This window comes from Bacillus sp. ISL-18 (assembly GCF_018613415.1).
GTDB lineage: Bacteria > Bacillota > Bacilli > Bacillales > Cytobacillaceae > Neobacillus.
The window spans coordinates 233,996-254,506 of sequence record NZ_JAGGQG010000003.1 but is presented as its reverse complement, the minus strand read 5'-3'; the positions used below and the strand labels follow the sequence as shown (position 1 = coordinate 254,506).

General features: G+C 37.2%; 16 protein-coding genes. 15 read left to right on the top strand and 1 reads right to left on the bottom strand.

Annotated features, from left to right (window positions below; genetic code table 11):
* The first annotated feature begins 8 nt into the window (after positions 1 to 8).
* From J7E81_RS07135 to J7E81_RS07085, 11 genes are all read left to right on the top strand, one after another.
* On the top strand, positions 9 to 899 hold the full coding sequence (locus J7E81_RS07135; RefSeq protein WP_215041471.1) for an alpha/beta fold hydrolase: 891 nt from the start codon (positions 9 to 11) through the stop codon (positions 897 to 899).
* Positions 900 to 1,000: 101 nt separating this feature from the next.
* Complete coding sequence (locus J7E81_RS07130; RefSeq protein WP_215041470.1) at positions 1,001 to 1,792, top strand: 2-keto-4-pentenoate hydratase; 792 nt, start codon at positions 1,001 to 1,003, stop codon at positions 1,790 to 1,792.
* 82 nt (positions 1,793 to 1,874) lie between these two features.
* Entirely contained in the window at positions 1,875 to 3,176 is a 1,302-nt protein-coding gene (locus J7E81_RS07125; protein WP_215041469.1) for an MFS transporter, read from the top strand.
* Positions 3,177 to 3,261: 85 nt separating this feature from the next.
* Positions 3,262 to 4,227: a fumarylacetoacetate hydrolase family protein gene (locus tag J7E81_RS07120; protein WP_215041468.1), complete on the top strand. Its 966-nt coding sequence runs from the start codon at positions 3,262 to 3,264 to the stop codon at positions 4,225 to 4,227.
* Between the two features lie 286 nt (positions 4,228 to 4,513).
* On the top strand, positions 4,514 to 5,170 hold the full coding sequence (locus tag J7E81_RS07115) for a YesL family protein (RefSeq protein ID WP_215041467.1): 657 nt from the start codon (positions 4,514 to 4,516) through the stop codon (positions 5,168 to 5,170).
* A 67-nt stretch (positions 5,171 to 5,237) separates the two neighbouring features.
* The gene (locus J7E81_RS07110; protein WP_374104002.1) at positions 5,238 to 6,143 is read left to right on the top strand and encodes a carbohydrate ABC transporter permease; all 906 of its coding nucleotides are present in this window, start codon (positions 5,238 to 5,240) and stop codon (positions 6,141 to 6,143) included.
* Between the two features lie 30 nt (positions 6,144 to 6,173).
* On the top strand, positions 6,174 to 7,007 hold the full coding sequence (locus J7E81_RS07105) for a carbohydrate ABC transporter permease (RefSeq protein WP_215041465.1): 834 nt from the start codon (positions 6,174 to 6,176) through the stop codon (positions 7,005 to 7,007).
* A 51-nt stretch (positions 7,008 to 7,058) separates the two neighbouring features.
* Entirely contained in the window at positions 7,059 to 8,423 is a 1,365-nt protein-coding gene (locus J7E81_RS07100; RefSeq protein WP_215041464.1) for an ABC transporter substrate-binding protein, read from the top strand.
* 123 nt (positions 8,424 to 8,546) lie between these two features.
* Positions 8,547 to 10,367 (top strand): sensor histidine kinase, encoded by a 1,821-nt coding sequence (locus tag J7E81_RS07095; RefSeq protein WP_215041463.1) that lies wholly within the window; start codon positions 8,547 to 8,549, stop codon positions 10,365 to 10,367.
* Positions 10,360 to 11,622, top strand: a complete 1,263-nt coding sequence (locus tag J7E81_RS07090; protein ID WP_215041462.1) for a response regulator — start codon at positions 10,360 to 10,362, stop codon at positions 11,620 to 11,622. The genes J7E81_RS07095 and J7E81_RS07090 overlap by 8 nt, the downstream gene beginning before the upstream one ends.
* A gap of 172 nt (positions 11,623 to 11,794) precedes the next feature.
* Positions 11,795 to 14,608 (top strand): DEAD/DEAH box helicase, encoded by a 2,814-nt coding sequence (locus J7E81_RS07085; protein WP_215041461.1) that lies wholly within the window; start codon positions 11,795 to 11,797, stop codon positions 14,606 to 14,608.
* A gap of 19 nt (positions 14,609 to 14,627) precedes the next feature.
* On the opposite strand, the gene J7E81_RS07080 is transcribed toward J7E81_RS07085, so the two are convergent.
* On the bottom strand, positions 14,628 to 15,026 hold the full coding sequence (locus J7E81_RS07080; RefSeq protein ID WP_215041460.1) for a (deoxy)nucleoside triphosphate pyrophosphohydrolase: 399 nt from the start codon (positions 15,024 to 15,026) through the stop codon (positions 14,628 to 14,630).
* 268 nt (positions 15,027 to 15,294) lie between these two features.
* Here J7E81_RS07080 and J7E81_RS07075 point away from each other — a divergent pair, with 268 nt between their 5' ends.
* The 4 genes from J7E81_RS07075 to pdxA all read left to right on the top strand — a co-directional run bounded on the left by J7E81_RS07075 (position 15,295) and on the right by pdxA (position 20,450).
* Entirely contained in the window at positions 15,295 to 16,986 is a 1,692-nt protein-coding gene (locus tag J7E81_RS07075; protein ID WP_215041459.1) for a sigma-54-dependent Fis family transcriptional regulator, read from the top strand.
* A 157-nt stretch (positions 16,987 to 17,143) separates the two neighbouring features.
* Positions 17,144 to 18,106 carry a 2-keto-3-deoxygluconate permease gene (locus tag J7E81_RS07070; protein WP_215041458.1) on the top strand — a complete coding sequence of 321 codons (963 nt, stop codon included), beginning with the start codon at positions 17,144 to 17,146 and terminating at the stop codon, positions 18,104 to 18,106.
* A 39-nt stretch (positions 18,107 to 18,145) separates the two neighbouring features.
* Complete coding sequence (locus J7E81_RS07065; RefSeq protein WP_251028495.1) at positions 18,146 to 19,441, top strand: four-carbon acid sugar kinase family protein; 1,296 nt, start codon at positions 18,146 to 18,148, stop codon at positions 19,439 to 19,441.
* Position 19,442: 1 nt separating this feature from the next.
* Positions 19,443 to 20,450 carry a 4-hydroxythreonine-4-phosphate dehydrogenase PdxA gene (gene pdxA / locus J7E81_RS07060; RefSeq protein ID WP_215041457.1) on the top strand — a complete coding sequence of 336 codons (1,008 nt, stop codon included), beginning with the start codon at positions 19,443 to 19,445 and terminating at the stop codon, positions 20,448 to 20,450.
* Positions 20,451 to 20,511: the final 61 nt, after the last annotated feature.

Below are 20,511 nucleotides of genomic sequence, written 5' to 3'. Positions count from 1 at the left end.
AGATTTAAATGACAATTTGGACAGACTTAGCTGATTTGGAATATAAACTTTACTATTTAGATGCGGATGGTATTAAAACCCGAGTTCTGGAATCCGGAACAGGGGAGCCATTGATTTTGCTTCATGGTACCGGAGGTCATATTGAGGCGTATGCAAGGAATATCCGAGGTTTGAGCGAGCATTTCCGCGTGATTTGCATCGATATGGTCGGACACGGCTACACAGCAAAGCCAGATCGTCAATATGGTATTGATTATTATAGCGAGCATTTATTAGGCGTGATTCAAGCATTAGGTTTATCAAACGTATATCTTTCAGGGGAGTCGTTAGGCGGCTGGGTGGCTGCATGGTTTGCGGCTGAACATCCGGAATATGTGAAGGCGATGGTGCTGAATACGCCTGGTAACGTTAATAATAAACCTGAAGTCATGCAGCGTTTGAAGGATTCTACGTTAAAAGCGGTACTTGAAGCAAACTATGAAAATGTTAAAACAAGACTTGAGTGGTTAATGTATGATAAAAGCTTGGTAACAGATGAATTGATTGAATCCCGCTACAAAATTTATACTCAAGCCTCTTATCAAGAAGCGGTTCATCATATCGTCTGCCTGCAGGATATTGAAGTACGAAAGCTGTACAGCTGGGATCCGTCATGGTGTGGAAAAATCAATGTTCCAACATTGCTTGCTTGGACAGACCATGATCCAACTTCTACCGTTGAGGAAGCAAAGCCTATTCAGGATATGATTCCAAATAGCGAGCTGGTTGTGATTAAAGATGCAGGACACTGGCCGCAATGGGAAAAGCCGGAGGAGTTTAACACTATTTTAATTGACTTCCTATTGAAAAATGGGAAAGAAACAGCTAAACAAGCGAATCCTGCATTAGCATCTAAATAATAAAAACAACCGTGGAGAGCGCAATTGAATTGATTCATAAGTTTTACCTATTTTTGAATCTATCAATTAGCGCTCTATTTTTTATAAAAGGAGTTATAACTATGAGTAACCAGGTCATTCATCGAGTCCAGCATGTATACGAATTGCTGCAACAGGCAGAAGTCTCGAAAGAATCTATTCCACCACTTACTAAACAATATCCAGATTTGACCATTGATGAAGCTTATCAGGTCCAGCTCCGAATGATTGATCAAAAAGTGCAAAAGGGACAGAAAATTGTCGGGAAAAAGATTGGGTTAACCTCTGTTGCGATGCAGCGGCTGTTAGGTGTTGATCAGCCGGATTACGGGCATCTGTTAGACTCCATGGAAGCAAGTAATATGGGAACCATCCATTTAGATGAGCTTTTTCAGCCAAAGGTAGAAGGCGAGATTGCGTTTGTGCTCAACAAGGATTTGACTGGACCGGATGTCACGGTTGAGGATGTGCTTGATGCAACTGAGTACATCGCACCTGCATTGGAAATCGTTGACAGCCGGATTACCGATTGGAACATAACCTTAGCAGATACAGTAGCCGATAATGCGTCAAGCGGTATGTTTGTGATTGGGGATGAACGGTATTCGGTAACAGATATTGATTTGCCATCCATTGAAATGAATTTGTTTAAAAATGGAGAACGGATAAATACCGGCTATGGTTATGATGTGTTAGGCCATCCTGCCAAATGTGTTGCCTGGCTGGCTAATAAATTAACCGAATACAATGTTGCTTTGAAGGCGGGAGAGGTTATTTTATCAGGTGCCTTATCAGCAGCAATCGCCGCCGAAAAAGGGGATCGGTTTACTGCTGGATTTTCACATATTGGTAAAGTTGAAGTTATGTTTAAGTAAAGAAACTAGGACCTATCCATTGGGGAGTGGACAGGTCCTCAAGTAATCATTCATTATGGGAGAAATTTGAGGAGGTCCTTATATGGAGCAAAAGAAACGTACGGTATCAAAAAAAGCATGGGTTATCATTTTCTTATTATTTTTATTGACCGTTATTAGTAATGCAGATAAGGCCATTATCGGGTTTGCTTCGGTGCCGATTATGAAGGAACTAGGATTAACTCCACAGCAATGGGGCGTTGTCGGAAGTGTTTTCTTCTTGCTATATTCGCTTTCAGCTATTTTAGGGGGAAGCCTGGCAGATAAAATTGGCGCAAAAAAAGTCATTGCCATTATGGTTGCCGTTTGGTCGATCGTTCAATTTTCGACGATCTTTGTCAGCAGTTTTACTTATTTGTTAGTAACCAGAATTATCTTAGGGGCTGGCGAAGGACCTTCTTACTCCTTAGCGATGACCGCTGCCTCAAAGTATCTCCCAAAGGAAAAGCTGGGGATTGGGTTAACACTCGTTTCAATTGGAGGACCGCTCGGTGTCGCTGTTTCAGCACCTGTTTTAATGCATCTTATCATGAATTTTGGCTGGCGCTCAGCGTTTATCACAACAGGGGCAGTTGGGTTTCTTTGGATTATAGCATGGTTATGGGCAGCTAAAGAGAAAGCGGTTACACAAGGAGAACCTGCTCCGGCCAAAAATACATCAAATGAAGCCACTGTTGGAACAGAAACAAAATTCACCTCTGTTTTGTTTTCGAAAAACTTTATCTTCGTTGCTTTATGCGGTTTTGCCACTTATTGGTCGTTTACGATTGGTTTGAACTGGCTGCCAAACTATCTGGAAAATGTCCGTAAACTTAGTGAAGAAACCTTAAGCATTGTCGTAGCATTGCCTTGGATTATGATTACTCTGTCACAGATTACCTTTTCATTCATTTCAGATCGGATTTATCATAAGACAAAGAGCGTGGTAAAGGGACGGATTTTTGTCCTGGGGCCCGTCATGGCAGCAGGAGCCATCTGCTATTTCTTAGGAGCGATTGTCAGCTCAAATATTTTATCGATTGCCTTATTATCACTAGGGTTAACATTCGGATGTATTACCTTAGTGATGGGGCCAGCTATTTTAGTTGACTTGGTTTCCCCTCGACATCAAGGGAAGATTCAAGGCTGGTTTATGGCTTTAACTTCATTGGGCGGTATTGCCGGTCCATATGTAACGGGGTGGTTAATTGGAAACTCAGCCAGCCAGGCAGCAGGCTTCCATCACGCGTTCCAATTATGCGGACTGATTCTGCTTGTATTTGGCGGTTTGGTGTGGTTAGCAGTTCGTCCGAAAAAATTTGAAGATTCTGCACTATCAAATGCGAAATCATCCAATGTCATGTAAAATAAAGTAAACAGGGTGAAAAGTGAACAGCCCTAGGGCTGTTCACTTTTGGTCTTAATCTATTAAAAAGTGAGGGGTTTTGCTGATGGGTATGCAGGTGGTTCGTTTCAATCAGAATGGGAAAGAGCAGTGGGGCGTTGTAACAGAGGAAAGGATTCTCGTGTTACCAAAGGCTTATCAGAGTTTAGCTGAATTCTTAGAACAGGGAATAGAGGAGGCACGAAAAGTAAATGAAACAGGTACTGATAAGACCGTTTCATTGGCGGATGTGGAGCTCTTAAGCCCTGTCACCAAGCCGGCAAGAATTATCTGTCAGGGGACTAACTATGCCACTCACCGTTCAGAGGCAGGACTTGATGCCAAGAGAGCGCCCTTTAATTTGTTTTTTAGCAAAGCGGACAGTGCATTGTGCGGAGCGGACAGTGAAATTGTTCGTCCTGAACATGTGAAATTATTAGATTATGAGATTGAACTGGGATTGATTATTGGCGGAAATATTACCGGACCTGTCGAAGTGACAGATGATAATCTCCATCAATATATTGCAGGCATTGTGATTGTGGATGATGTCTCCGCTCGTGATGTTCAGTTTACGGAAGGCCAGTGGTTAAAAGGAAAAAGCTATCGGACATTTGCTCCCGCAGGTCCTTTCCTTTATTTGCTCGATCCAGAGGAGGTGCCAAAGATACATAACCTGGAGTTAAATCTATGGGTGAACGATGAACTGCGCCAATCAGCCAACTCCTGCCAGTTGTTGTATAAACCTGCTGAAACTTTGACCGAGCTCTCTGAGATCATGGACCTATCAAAAGGTGATTTGATTCTAACCGGGACAACCGGCGGCGTGGCCCTAAATATCACACCAGAGGTCAACAATCGTCTCGCTGACTCCACTTTAACGGCGCAGCAAAGAACGGATATTATTATAGAAAGCCAGCAAAAGAATAACGAAAAATATCTGAAAGAAGGCGATATCATCCGCTGCCAAATCAAAAGCCCAGATGGAACCATTGATTTAGGCGAGCAGAGAAATAAAGTTGTCACAAGATAAAGAAGCAGAGGGACGGTTCTCTTGCTTCCTTTTTGGGAGGAAGAGAATATCTATTTTTCGTTGGTTAATAAATTAGTGGATTTAAAATGGGTAACTAGAGGCTCTCAATTCAAGGTGAGATTATCTTGAATTGAGGGCCTTTTACTTTTTGAATTTAAAACGGAAATTTTTTAAAATGTCAAAATATTTTCGAAGTAGTCAAAAAAATCTATATAAATACTTTCATAATTTTCTTACAATTATTAATATAGTTACTGAACAAAATAAAACCAATAGGAGAGGAAAGATGGAATCTACTAGACTAATTAATAATATAAATGTTGCTTGTGACTGGGTTATAAAATTACTATATCTTAATCTCCTATGGATCCTTTTTACGATAGCAGGGCTGATAATAGCTGGAATCTTTCCGGCAACAGCGGCTATGTACACAGTGATAAAGGGTTATCAAGCGGGTGAAAATGTAAGTGCTTTCAAGTTGTTCAAAAAGGTATATAAGGAGGAATTTAGCAGGGCGAACCAGTTGGGAATGGTGCTTTTAATCATACCGGTTATATTTTATACTGATTGGCTATTCACCAGCTATTTATCCGGAACCATGGAAATGGCGGCCAAAGGAATACTCCTTGGCAGTGCTTGCTTATATGGAATTACGTTACTATACGTGTTTCCAGTTTACCTGTTGAACAGAAAAGTCTTTATTTCGATAAAAATGGCATTCCTAATCGGAATCACTTATCCGTTAAATACATTTATGATGCTTATTTCGATAGCTTCTTTATTATTCTTATTTGTTTTCCTTCCAATGGCAGGTTATCTCTTTTTAGCAAGTGGTTTAGCATGTATTGTAACCTTTTTTTCTTTAAGAGTATTTCAAAAAGTAGAGGTCCAAGCAGGGGACAAACAAAAGCAGAGTAAGTCTAAATGGGTGATGAACAACTAAACAATTAAGTGGGGTGAGAGATTTGAGTGTTGAAGCAAAAACAGTACTAGAGAAAGTTGAGCATCCGGTGAAAGCCAAGAAAAAAGGTAAAAGTGCCATTCAAATGCGAGAGAGCTGGACAGGGGTTTTATTTGTTTCCCCGATGTTAATTGGGGTCAGTATCCTTACGTTGCTGCCAATTTTGGCCACATTTATGTTAAGTTTTGCAGATTGGAATTTTATTGTTGGCTTTAAATCGATCAAATGGGTTGGATTGGACAATTTTAAAGCACTCTTTGAGAATGATGTGTTCCTTAAATCTGTGATGAACAATTTACTTTTCCTTCTGACCGTGCCACTAACAATGATGTTCGCATTGATCATTGCCATCGTCATTGATAAACACGTGTATGCAAAAAGTTATTTTAAAGTTGCCTTTTTCATGCCTTATATTTCAAGTATCGTGGCCATTGCTGTAGTTTGGCAGGTTCTATTTAATCCAACGGAGGGGCCAATCAATCAGGTTTTACTTTCACTTGGCATTGAAAATCCACCAACTTGGATCGCGGACCCTGATTTCGCCCTTATCTCTGTGATGATCATTCAAATTTGGGCATCCATTGGGTTTAGCATGATTATTTATTTAGCTGGATTACAATCGATTCCAAAAGAGTTATATGAAGCAGCCGATATGGATGGGGCAAGGGCATGGGATAAATTTAAACATATTATGCTGCCAGCCTTATCGCCGACAACATTTTTCCTATTAATTACCGGAATTATTGGTACTTTTAAAGTATTTGATTTAATTGCTGTGTTAACAAAAGGTGGTCCGATTAATTCTACTACTATGCTTGTGTGGCATTTATACGAGAGTGCGTTTGTTAATTTAAAGATTGGGTATGCCTCCGCGATTGCGGTTGTGCTATTCGTCTTCGTACTCATCATAACCTTAGTGCAGTGGGTCGGACAGAAAAAATGGGTGAATTATTAAGAAATGCTAACTGAACGAGGAGGGATATCCATGAAGAAAAAAATAAATATCAGAAAGATCATCATTACGATTATTTCCTTTATCGTAAGCATAGCCTTTTTGCTGCCATTTTTTTGGATGCTGTCGACTTCATTTAAGATTGAAGCAGATGTATTTAAATTTCCAATCGAGTGGATTCCAAAGAGGTGGCATGGTATTGAAAACTATCAAGAAGTTTGGTTAGGAAAATATCCTTTTGCCTTATATTATTGGAATTCTATTAAAATTACCGTAATTACAACACTTATTTCCGTAACCGTTTCCGCAATGGCTGCATATGGGTTTTCAAAAGTGAACTTTCCAGCGGGGAAATTTCTTTTCATTATTGTGTTGACAACCTTTATGGTACCGCAACAATCCATCTTAGTACCTCAGTTTATTTTATATCGTTATTTGGGCCTTTTCGATAGCCATTTAGGATTAATCCTTTTGGGAAGCTTTAGCGTTTTAGGAACGTTTATGTTAAGACAATTTTTCATAGGAATTCATTCGGATTATATTGATGCAGCCAAAATTGACGGGGCCGGTCATCTTCGGATTTTTTGGTCAATTGCTTTGCCTATTGTCCGCCCGGCCATCGCGACATATGCAATTTTACGCTTTATTTGGACATGGAATGATTATCAGAATCCATTAATTTTCTTACGGACAGATGGATTATACACCATACAGTTAGCCATGCAAAAGTTTACCTCACTAAATGGAGAATTTTATTCATTAATCATGGCAGCTGCCGTATCATCAATCCTTCCTCTTATTATTGTCTTTATTATTGGTCAGAAGCAGGTAATTGAAGGTATCGCACTTGGCGGTGTTAAAGGTTAATTCGGTTTCACAGTATCAAAATATAAATAATAACTAGTAGGGGGTAAGAGAATGAAAAAAGTTTTATTATTGTTTTTAAGCCTTAGTTTAGTTGTAGGCATTCTGGCAGCCTGCAGCGGTCAGAAGCAATCCTCAAGTTCAGGTGAAAAAGGGGAACAGGATCAAAAATCGAAGGAACCAGTCACGATTAGATTTTATACACATGGTACTGAAGATGGCTATGCGTGGAATAAGACAATCAGTGCTTTCGAAAAAAAATATCCTAATATTAAAGTAGATGTGGTTCAGTTAAGTGAAAAGCAGGATGGACAGGAAGCATTGAAGAAGATTGATTTAGCAGCAGCTTCTGGTGAAGAAATGGATGTCGTCATGTTCACCAATACCCCTGAATATGCACAACGCGTGAATTTAGGCATGCTTGAGCCCCTTGATGATTTTATAAAAAAAGACGGCGGCTATAAAGTAGCAGATGAATATAAACTTAACCCAATAGTCAATGGTAAATACTATGGCCTTCCAGGGAAGTATGTTTCATGGTTTGTCTTATTAAATAAAGATAAGTTGGATGCAGCAGGCCTTGAAGTGCCAAAGAGTTGGACATGGGATGAATATATGGAATATGCTAAAAAGCTAACAAAAGATGGAAAGTACGGAACATATTTTCATGGTCCATGGCAGGGTGCGTGGGCTAACTATATCAATTTAAGAATGCAATCCGAGGAAAAAGATGCTGGTTTCTTGAAAACGGACGGCACTTCAAATATGGATAGCCCTCTTTATAAGGAATCTTTAGCTATGCGCCTAAAAATGGAGAAGGAAGATAAGTCGGCCGTTCCATATTCCTCCATGATTTCTCAAAAAATGAATTACCGTGATCAATTCTTTACACAGCAAGTAAGCATGATTGTAACGGGTACCTATATGATTGCAGAACTTGGAGGATCAGAGCGATTCCCTGCTGAGTTTAATGTTGCCGTTGCTCCATTCCCGCAAAATAAAGTGAATGAAAAAGGGGCATACTCGCCAGCTGACGGGGATATCCTAGGCATTTCGGCTAACTCAAAACATAAAGAGGAAGCCTATAAGTTTATAAGATGGTATACAACAGAAGGACAAGTTGCTCAAGGAATTAATATCTCATCATGGAAAAAGACAACAGAAGATCAAACAATCAAATTAATCGATGATACCATTGCAGGAGCACAAAATCCTGAGAAGGTAGATAAAGATTCTTTAATCCACTCTGTTCAAACAACGATTACAGCAAAAGGTGGAAAACCTGTACCATATCAGAAGGAGATTGATTTGGCACTATCGACAGAGTTTGAAAAATTATTCTTAGGTAAACAAAGTCTTAATGAAACAGTCGCAAGCTCTAAGAAGGCCGTACAAGAGATTATCGATAAAAATAAATAGGTGCAGCTTAACTTACTTATATGAAATACTGGTATTTTCTTACTTTGAAAGTTAAGTATATAATAGAGACAGGGGCGATGCCGCTTTTTCAGCCCCAATCATTCCTTACGAGGAGGTTGGTGGATGAAAACGCATATGAAACGAATGGCATCGTTCCTGTCTTTTCGTGATAAAGTGCTGATTATAGCGATTACATGCTTAATCCTTCCTGCGATTATTACATTTACAATCTATAACTATTTAACAAAAGACGCTGTAAAAGAGCAGGCTAATATCAGTGCTCAAAATGAGTTGGAATTAACAGATGAATACTTTAAAAAAGTATTCGAAGATATGCTGTATACACTTAACTTTATTCAGCTTGATACAGAGCTTAATGCGATCTTAAAAGATCCAATCAATAATAAAATGAATCATGATGTGGCAACAGATTATGAAGAATTCATTAATGATCAAAAAGTTCAACAGACATTGGATACAATTACATTAAAGGATCAAAAAGTATATATAACCATCTTGCTGAATCATGGAAAGTATTACACGAACTACTCCTTCCGTGAATTTAATCCACTAGACATAAAAAAAGAATCATGGTTTATTATTTTAAATAGACTGAAAGGTTATCGTTCCATTTGGATTGCGCCCCAGCCGACTATGATTGCATCGGAGAGGAAAAATAATTCCTTTCAACTATCTGTTGCAAGACCATTAAGGGATAGTAATTCAGGAGTCTATGGATATGCCATGGTAACCATAATGGGAAATAGAATGAACGAAATATTAAGCAGTGAAAATGCAGATCATAATATGCTGCTCCTAAATGAACAAAATCAGCTCATTGCAAAGAATCAGCCATTTCATTTGAATTTGTCTAAGCAATTGAATGAAATAGCGGAGAACTCTTCAAAAGATGTAATGACGATAGAGGGAAAAGAGTATTTAATCAATACTCGTGAACTATCGATTACAGGTTGGAAATTAATCTCGCTTATCCCTTATGATCATGCAATCTCAAAAATTAATTCAATTTTCAAACGAGTATTTCTTTTTCAATCTCTTTTTTTTATTGCATTTCTACTCTTACTTATATACCTTTTAAGCAGATTATTGAATCGGTTGGTTGAATTACGAAATGTAGCGAAAAAAGTCCAGAAAGGTGATTTGTCTATACGTTCAATCGTAAAGGGGCATGATGAAATAGCAACGCTCTCTTCCTCATTTAATCAAATGCTGGATAAGGTAAATGAAGTAATTGAGGAGAATACGCTGACACAGTCAAGAAAGCGGGAAGCAGAATTAGCCATGTTACAGGCACAAATCAATCCACATTTTTTATTTAATGTTTTAAATTCTATTAGAATGAAAGTTTTATTAAAACGTGATTCTGAAAGTGCGGAAATGATTAGTTCCTTATCAAAACTTTTAAGAATGACGTTTGATAAACATAAGGAAATGATTACTTTTCAAGAGGAACTGGAGATTAATAAAGATTATATTCGGATAATGAATATGCGCCAAAGAAACCGAATCGAATTAAGAATGGCTGTTTCGGTTGAAACCCATCCTATCAAAATTCCTCGATTAATCCTCCAGCCTATCATTGAGAATTCTATTATTCATGGATTAAGTGACCGTGAGGGGTTTATTTTAATAAAAGGGAATTATCTAAATGGTGTATTGATGGTTGAGGTTGAGGATAATGGTGCAGGTATGAAGATGGAGCAGCTTTCCGCCATTGGAGAAACTCTCCATAAGTCAGTTCCTGACACATCTGCGTTAAGTGATTCTGGAAAGGGCTTTTCGAGTATTGGGTTAACAAATGTAAATGAACGAATGAAATTAACATTTGGTGAAGCCTTTACCATGCATGTGGAGAGTGAACTGGATAAGGGAACCAAAGTAACCATGTATATCCCAATTAGAGAGGAGCAGAAGCATGTATAAGGTGATGTTAGTCGATGATGATTATCCTGTGCTGGAATTCCTTTCAGAAATGATTAATTGGGCAGAACTTGGGCTGGTATTACAAAGTATCCATGTAAATGGATTGAGTGCTTTACAGGAAGCCGAAGAAAATATGCCGGATATCCTCATAACAGATATTGGTATGCCAAAGTTAAATGGTATTGAACTTACAAAAATATTAAAGGAAAAAAATCCTTCATTACTAGTGACAATTCTTTCGTGCCATAATGAATTTAAATTTGCTCATCAGGCACTTAAATTAAATGTCCAGGAATATATTCTGAAAGATACATTGGATATAGAAGAAATTATAGTTTTGCTGCGCAAGTGTGTTCAGATCCTTGATAAAGAAAATAACAGTAAAAAGAAGCAGTTACAAATGAAAAGGACCATTGAGCAAAATAAAGGATTAATGAAAGAAAGATTTATAAATAAATTAGTTCATCAACCCATCCACAGCGTGGAAGTGTGGCAGGAAGAAGCTCAATTGCTAGGGTGGGGGGCCACTCAAACGTATATGATTATCAAATGTACAATAAATAATTACCAACCTGTCATCCATTATTTTCAATCAGTCGCATTACTTAATTATTTTGTTCATTCTGTTATAACAGAGATAATCGAACAAGAAGCGGAAAATGCAGTTCATGGCCAATTTGAAAAAGAGATGTCCTTTCTATTTGTTCCACTAAGATCTGCTCCAGAAAGGGACATGCTAAAAACAAAGAAGTTGTTGGAAAAGATAAAGATTACCTTTCAAGACACGTTTGATATAGCGCTTTCATTTGTGGTAGGAGGCCCTGCTGCAAATCCCTTAGATATAAAAATCCAAATGAGAAAACTGATTGAGCTAAATGTTTCAAAAATCAGTTCTAATGTTGAAATTGAAAATGCCTGTAAATATATTTTTGAAAATTTGCACCGAAGAATAACGTTAGAGGAAGTAGCAAACTTTCTGCATCTTAATTCCAGTTATTTTAGCAGGTTGTTTAAAAAAGAAGTGGGCGAAAATTTTGTTAAATATGTTGTTAAACAAAAAATGAATCGTGCAAAGGATTTATTAGACCAAACTAACTATTCCATTCTTGAAATTAGCGATATGTTAGGTTATGAGAATCAGAGTTATTTTAATAAAACCTTTAAAGGCAGCGAAGGGATTTCTCCGATTGAATATAGGGGTCTCACCAACAAAACCCGAATTTTCAACGTTAAGGAAGCTGAATACAAAAGGTAGTGGGCGTATTAGATCTTAAAAGATCAAGGCTCTTTTAAGAGATAAAATTTAGAGAAAGATCCTCCATTCATTAAAATAGAGGATCTTTTTATTTACCACCAAATATAGTACAATTTTCACAAGTATCCAATAAATAACAGTACTTAATGGTAAAAGTAGTCAGGAGAATCCCATGGAATCGGTCGAAAAGAAACTAATTGTTAACTCAGCAAAGGGTAATTTATTAAGAGAGTTAGTCAAATCAATGAGAGAGTGTGAGAGGTTTTACTTTAGTGTTGCTTTCATAAATTTCAGCGGCCTCCAACTACTCCTAGATCCTTTAATGGAAGCAGAGAAAAGAGGAATTAAAGGTAGAATTATCACTTCCACCTACCTTAATTTTACCGATGCAAAGGCGCTAGAAAAAATTAGAGAGTTTAATAATGTTGATTTAAAAGTTTTCGTTACTGATAAAGAAATTGGATTTCATACGAAAGCATACATATTTGAGTACAAAGATAGTTATAAAGTGATAATTGGTTCATCCAATATTACTCAAAGTGCACTGAAAAGCAATATTGAATGGAATGTTGAAATTATAACTAAAGAAAATGGCCGTTTTATAAAGGATGTTTTAAAGGAATATGATTTCCTTTGGAATATGAGTGAGAATGCCGACGAGGATTTTATTAAGAGATACGAGGATTTTTTAAAAATTTTCAAGAGTACTCAAATCACTCATCAAATGATTTATGAAAATAAACAGTATATTGTTCCCAATAGAATGCAAAAGCGAGCTACAGAAAATCTCGAAAGACTGAGGAGTTTTGGAGAGACGAAAGCACTCGTCATTGCTGCAACAGGTACGGGCAAAACCTACATGTCTGCCTTTGATGTGAAGAGCTACAAACCTAAGAAACTCCTTTTCATTGTACATCGAGAAGAGATTTTGAAAAAGGCAAAGGATACTTTTGAAATGCTCTTACCGAATGAGGGCCTTTCTTTTGGCTTACTAACAGGTAATCATAAACAAAAGAATGTGGATTATGTTTTTGCAACTATCCAGACTATTTCCAAATGTTATCATGAATTTGAAAGCGAAGAGTTTGAATATCTGATTATTGACGAAGCTCACCATGCAACAAGTCCAACTTACCAATCAGTACTTAATTACTTTGAGCCGAAATTTACCTTAGGGATGACCGCAACCCCGGAACGTAGTGATGGCTATAATGTGTTTGATCTTTTTGATAATAATGTTGCTCTAGAGGTTCGTTTACATGAGGCTTTAGAGGATGAGCTGGTCATTCCGTTTCACTATTTTGGAATAACAGATATCGAAGGCATCGATCTAAGTGATGTAGACATAGATGATATCACTGAGATCACCAAGCGACTTAAGGTCAATGAACGAGTTGATTTTATTATTGATAAGATGGATTTTTATGGGCATGATGGTGAGAAACGAAAAGGGTTAGGTTTCTGTGTAAGTATAGAACATGCTCAGTATATGGCGAGTGAATTTACTAAACGAGGCTATAAAAGTGTATGTCTATATGGTGCCGACTCGCCACAAACTCGAGAAATGTACATTAATCGATTAGAAAATGACCATGATGACTTAGAATTTATTTTTACTGTCGATATTTTTAATGAGGGTGTTGATATTCCCACTATTAATACCGTTTTAATGCTAAGGCCAACCAATTCTCCTATTGTGTTTATTCAACAATTAGGGAGAGGCTTACGAAAGCATGCGAATAAAGAATTCTTAACTGTCCTTGATTTTATCGGAAACCATAATAAGACATTCCTAATTGCTTTGGCGTTAAATGGCAGCCGATACTATGATAAGGAAAGCTTAAAAGTAGCTGTAGCCACTGGGTTCGCAAACATTCCTGGCTGTACTCATATTCAAATGGATAAGATTTCGGAAGAAAGAATTCTAGCTCAAATTGACAAAGAAAACTTTAATTCCATGAAGTATCTAAAGGAAGAGTATTTTGAATTTAAAAAGCTTAATCAGGGCAGGATACCTTATTTACTGTTGGATTATCTGAAGTATGACGGTGCGCCAGATCCCATCAAATTCATTGACCGGGAAAAAACGTATATCTCATTTATTGCGAAGGTAGAGAAGGATGACTACTTAAAGGAACTCTTACAAAATGAGGATTTTGAAGGGACGTTAAAAGAATTATCAAGTAAACTTCCAATAAAAAGAATTTATGAGTTTGTCATCATTAGGTATTTGTTAGAACATGAAGAAATCAACCTAGAAATTGCAAAAAACCAAATTCTAAAGATGATTAGTAATGTAGATGATGATAGTCTATTACATGCGTTTGAATGTTTAAATCAAAATTATTATGACAGTGGCCAGATTAAGAATAAACCGGGATTGGTTCATTATAGCAACGGTAAATTGACTAAAACGCCTCTTTTTAAAAATCTATTAGAAAATGTGGATTACAGAAGGTTTATTGAAGATATCATCACCTATGGAATTTTTCGATACGAGCATGAGTTTAAAGGGAAATACTACGGTGTCCCACATTTTAAACTTTATGAGCAATATCAAATGATAGATGCGGCATTACTTTCTAACTATCGAAAAATTCATAGTTCCTTTAGAGGTTCGGGCTTGCTGGCGAATGGAAATGAGTATTTCCTATTTATTGACCTACATAAAGAAGAGGACGTAAAGGAAAGTATCAATTACAAAGATAAATTTATTAATCCTCATGAATTCCAGTGGCAGTCTGTAAATAGTACCACCCAGCAGTCTGAGAGAGGGAAGAATATTATTTTTAATAAACAACGAGGGGTTAATCTTCATTTATTTATTCGAAAGTATAGAGAAATTGATGGAAAGACGGAGCCTTATATTTATATAGGAAAAGGAAATTCCGTTTATTTTGAAGGGGATAAACCGATTACAGTAAGGATGGAATTAGAAAATGAAGTTCCTGCAAGTCTTTATACAGAGTTTACAAAAAAAGTGTAGTCTTCTCATTTTGAGAAGACTACTTTTCATTGATTAGTTGTTCAACTGCGGGAATATCAGCTGGGGCCCATTTAAGTGAATCGAGATTTTCTCTTTTTAACCAAATGAGTTTTGAATGCTCACTCTTTGTTGGGGTACCTTCAACAACTCTACATTTGATTGAGATTAAATTGATAATAAACGTTTCGTATTCATGGGTATTGTCATTAAATACTTCTTTGTATGTCTCAATTTTACAATCTAACTCTTCAGTAATTTCTCTCTCTAATGCTGAGAAAATGTCTTCATTTGCTTCTACTTTCCCACCAGGGAACTCCCACATATTTGGTATAGACATTTCAGGAGATCTTAGAGCACATAGAATTTCTTGGTTTTCATTTTCAATAATCGCTGCCACTACTTTTACAAGCTTTTTCATGCTGCCTCCTATTGGTAGTTATTTATTAGTAATAATATCATCTTTTATTTAAAAATTCTTGTTGAGAGAGTGCTGAAGCACCGATACTGATTGATACAAAAGTTAATCAAACAATTAATTGCATAGTTAAAACGCCTGGTACATATAAAGTGTCGGAAAACATTTCTAGTTGATAGCTTTTAAACTCAATAATCTTCTGCACATTGCAATCCCCTTCGACTTATGCTATGACTAGACTAGAATTTAAAGGATATAGGTTGTGGTACGAATGAAGATAAAAGCGTTGTTTGTGGCCCCGTATGCCGCTATGGAGAATTTAATAGAAGAGTGTCGGTATGAAGAGACCGAAATAGATCTCCACATTAAAATTGGAAATCTTCAGGAAGGCGTTGCTTTAGCAAAAAAGGCGGAAGCACAAGGATTCGACGTCATCATCAGTCGTGGTGGAACGGCAAAGCTGATTGGTGAAGCGGTTGGCATTCCGGTTATCGATGTCCATATTTCTGGTTACGATATGCTTCGAGTCTTCACGCTTGCGAATGATCTTCCCAGGAAGAAGGCGATCGTTGGTTTCCCAACTATTACTCTTGGAGCAAAAGCGATTATAGACCTTTTGGATATTCCAATAGATATTTTCACGATTAATGATGAAAGTGAAACAGAGCCATTACTATCAAGGTTAAAGCAAGAAGGTTATCAACTCATCATAGGGGATGTCGTAACGTTTGAAACAGCTTCAAGATTGGGGTTGCTAGGAATATTGCTTCAATCGGGAAGGGAAGCCATATTTGATTCATTTAAGGAAGCGAAAATGGTGGCAAGATGGATGCTGAATAATAAGTTGGAAATCGAACGATTAAAGGCTTTATTACATGTTACTGCAAAAGACTTTATGCTTCTTTCTCACAATGGCGATATTGTCTATGAACAATGGACTACTTTCCACTCAAGACCCATAAATGAAATTCCATTGATTATGGATACAAATCAGGATGAAGCTAGTGGGAAGGAAATCTCCTATATCAAAGATAATAATGGGGAAACATTAAAACTAATCAAAACGAAAATAATGACAACAGAATCCTCCTATCTTTTTTGTCAATTTTCTCATTTGAAGATTAATCCTGAATCAGAAGAAATTATGAAGGTCAATGTGCTGGCTCCCCCGCCAATTATTCAACATAGTAAAGCAATGAATTCATGTCTAAATATGATTGATCGCTGTCTTTCTCACACTAGTTTTATCTTAAATGGAAAAAGGGGTACCGAAAAGGAATTGATTGCTCAGTATATTCATTACCATAAAACACATGGGAACGGCTTATTTGCTTCGATAAAAGCATTGGATTTACTAGATATCAGTCTTGAAAAGGTAGATAAGGATATCAAAACCATCTATATTCATTCTATTGATCTTTTAGATGAGGCATTAAGAGATGAGCTTTGGAGAAAAATCGGGTCTATAAAAGTTAGAGGAATAACAATTATTATTGGAATGATCGAACTACAGCACTCTTGGGAAATATATAGTGATGATATTATTCGGATTTATATCCCTTCTTTGGCTGAACGGAAAGAGGATTTAAAGGAGCTTGTGACGTCGTTTATTCTTCATTTTAACCAAACGTTAGGGACATCTGCCATTAAAATGAGAGAAGATGGGTTAGCATTATTGGGGGAGTATGATTGGCCAGGTAATGTAGGAGAATTAAAGGCAATATTAAAAGATGCCGTTCTCATGGAAAAGGGTTATGTTATTGAAAAAGGATTAGTTGAAAGTCTGTTACAACAGAAAGGATCCGCAGTGGAAATTTCCTCTGATTTTTTGACGGGGACCTTAGAAGACATCGAGAAGAAGATTATTGAAAAAGTGTTAGAAGAAGAGGAATTCAACCAAACAAAAGCAGCTAAACGCTTAAATATCAATCGCTCCACACTTTGGCGTAAGTTAAAAGGTTAATTTAATAAACGTTTAAAAATGCAACAGTTTTATTTCATATAAATTTATTTGAAATAAAACTGTTGCATTTTTTGTCGAATGGAATTAGAATAATAAATGTAATCGATTTCAAATATTTTAACTGTTGAAAAATACAACATAAGGGGATATGATTAAAATGAGAATTAAAGCAGCGATTGATAAAGTTCCAGGCGGTATGATGTTAATACCTTTACTTATTGGAGCGTTAATTCGTACATTTTTACCTGGAATTTTTGATTTACCTGAATTTAAAAGTTCTTTTACAGGGGGATTATTAACAGGAACTTCAGCTCTACTAGCAGCATTTTATATTTGTTTAGGTTCAACTATACGATTCCAAGCAACCGGTTACATCTTGAAAAAAGGGGTAAGCTTATGGGTTGGTAAAATTGGAACAACATTTCTTATCGCTTTACTGATTAAAGCCATTTTTCCAGATCAGAACCACTTATTCTTAGGGTTATCTGCTTTAGCAATCATAGCCGCATTTTCTGATACAAACGGTGGACTTTATATGGCACTTATGGGGCAGTTAGGAAAGAAAGCGGAGGATGTTGCAGCTTATTCCATTATGTCTCTTGAATCTGGTCCATTCTTTACGATGTTAATTCTTGGTGTTGCTGGATTAGCAAGTTTCCCACTGTTAGCATTTGTGTTTGCTATTCTTCCTTTATTACTTGGAATGATCCTCGGAAACCTTGATGAAAAAATGCGGGAATTCTTAAGTAAGGGACAAGACGTTATTATTCCATTGTTTTCTTTAGCCATCGGTGCTGGAATTAACTTAACTAATGTCGTGAAAGCTGGATTTTCTGGTGTCATCTTAGGTGTGGCGGTAGTCGTTGTTACAGGAATAATCTTATTTATCATTGATCGTATTACAGGAGGAAACGGTATAGCAGGTATTGCTGCTTCATCAACTGCTGGAAATGCTGCAGCTGTACCAATGGCTGTTGCGGCTGTTTATACCGGATATAGTGAGATTGCAGCTACAGCAACACTTCAAGTTACAGCAGCTGTTATTGTTACTGCCATTTTCACTCCGCTGATTACGACTTGGTTTGCCAAGAGGGTAGAGCAACGAAAAGCAACAGTTTAACTTTTGTGGAAAGAAAGAGTAGTAAAGGAGTCGTAAATTATGCAACGTTTTTACATTATTGCGGATGATCTAACAGGAGCAAATGATGCAGGTGTGCAGTTATCGAAGATTGGGATATCCTCTACCGTGTTCCTTGATTATAAAGATTCTATTTTACAATCAACAGAGGATGTTGCAATAATTGACACCGATAGTCGTGCGATGAGTGAAGAAGTTGCTTATGAAACGATTTATAATGCAAGTTCTATTTTTCGAAAACAAGGATATGAACAAGTGTATAAAAAGATAGATTCAACTTTAAGAGGCAATGTGGCCGCTGAATTAGCGGCTCTTGTTTCTGTTTATCAACCTGAAATTATTGTTCTTGCTCCAGCTTTTCCAAAAATGAATCGTCAAACGATAAATGGATATCAATATGTGAACGGTGAACGTGTCTCTGAAACAGAATTTGGCAGAGATCCGAAAACACCGGTAAAAGATAGCTTTATTCCAAATTTATTAAAAAAATATGTAGACGATCCAATTTGTCTAATCGAACAAGGTTTATTAAACTCCTCAAACGAGAATTTTAAAAATAAAATTGAAGAGAATACAAGGCAGGGCACTACTTGGTTTATTTGTGACGCATCAACAGATGAAGACTTAAAGATGATTGCAGATACATTTGCACGGTTTAATAAAAAAACCGTTTGGGCTGGATCAGCAGGATTGATTGAATATTTACCAAATGCCTTACAGCTAGAGAAGGCGGAATTAAATCAGCAAGAGGAACTAGCCGTCACAAAAACATTAACGGTATCCGCAAGTCTATCCTTGGTTACAAAAAATCAGCTTGAGATGGTAAAGAGGTTGACAGATACTTATTTTGTAGAACTAGATCCTGTTAAACTAATCAAAAAATCCTATAGAATATCAGATATTATTGAAGATTTTACGAAGGAATTCAACAAGCGGCATTTTGTATTATTTGTGGATTCGTCAGATGAAAATCGAGAGGCTACTAAGCAGCTTGGAGCAGAACTTTCTATAGGTAATACACAAATTAGTGAAGCTATTTCCATGGAACTTGGCGTTATTGCTAATGCCATTGTTCAATCAATGCCCGATATTAATGGATTGATCCTTACTGGCGGGGACTCCGCAAAAGCGGTCTGTAACCAACTTAATATGAATCAAATGCAACTGTATACTGAAATAGAAGCGGGACTACCTTTAGGGAAATTAGGTAATGCAGCCAACGCTCGAAGGTTCTGGACGGTTACAAAGGCCGGCGGTTTTGGAAATGAACATTCATTACTAAATGCTTTGAAATATATGACAAGAGAGGATGTTTGAAATGGTTGAAACCAAACCAATTATCGGAATTACAATGGGAGATGGGGCAGGTGTAGGCCCTGAAATTATTTTAAAAAGCCTTCAAAATCAAGAAATATATGATATATGTAATCCAATTGTCATTGGTGATACCAAAATTCTAAATCGCGCAAAAGGATTTGTTAATAGTGATTTAATGGTTGAAACGATCACTGATGATCAAATTGATGGACTTCCGTTTGAACGCGGAATCGTCTACTGTTTAGACCTTAATTTACTTAGCGAAGACTTACCTGTTGGACAAGTGTCCGCCGAAGCAGGACATGCGGCATTTGAATACTTAGCAAAAGCGATTGATTTAGCGAATAACCACAAGATTGATGCCATTTGTACAGCTCCTTTAAACAAAGAAGCCTTGCACAAAGGGGGACATCGATATCCTGGGCACACAGAAATTCTCGCTGATTTAACCAATACAAGTGAGTTTTCGATGATGCTTTCTGCTCCAAATTTAAAGGTTATACATGTGACAACACATGTCGGTATTATTGATGCTGTTAAAATGATTAATCCAGAACGGGTCTACCGTGTGATCAAGTTAGCTCATGAAACACTTACTAAATCCGGAACTGAAAACCCAAGAATTGCCGTTTGTGGAATCAACCCGCATGCAGGTGAAAATGGCTTATTTGGTTACGGTGAAGAAGAAGAGAAGGTCATTCCTGGTGTCAATAAGGCGAAAGAGGAGGGAATCAACGTTGTTGGTCCTTTACCAGCAGATACATTATTTTTCCGAACCGTTCGCGGCGATTTTGACATCGTTGTCGCTATGTACCATGATCAAGGACACGGACCAGTTAAAGTATTAGGCTTAGATGCCGGCGTAAACATTACAGTTGGCTTACCGATTATTCGAACAAGTGTTGACCACGGAACCGCATTTGACATTGCAGGTAAGGGAATTGTCGAAGAAAAGAGCTTAATGGAGGCAATCCGCCAAGGTGTAGAACTTGCACCGAAAAGAAAATAGAATTCTCAGAGGGATGCTGATTTAATAAGTTTAGTTTCTTATTAAATCTCAGCATCCTTTT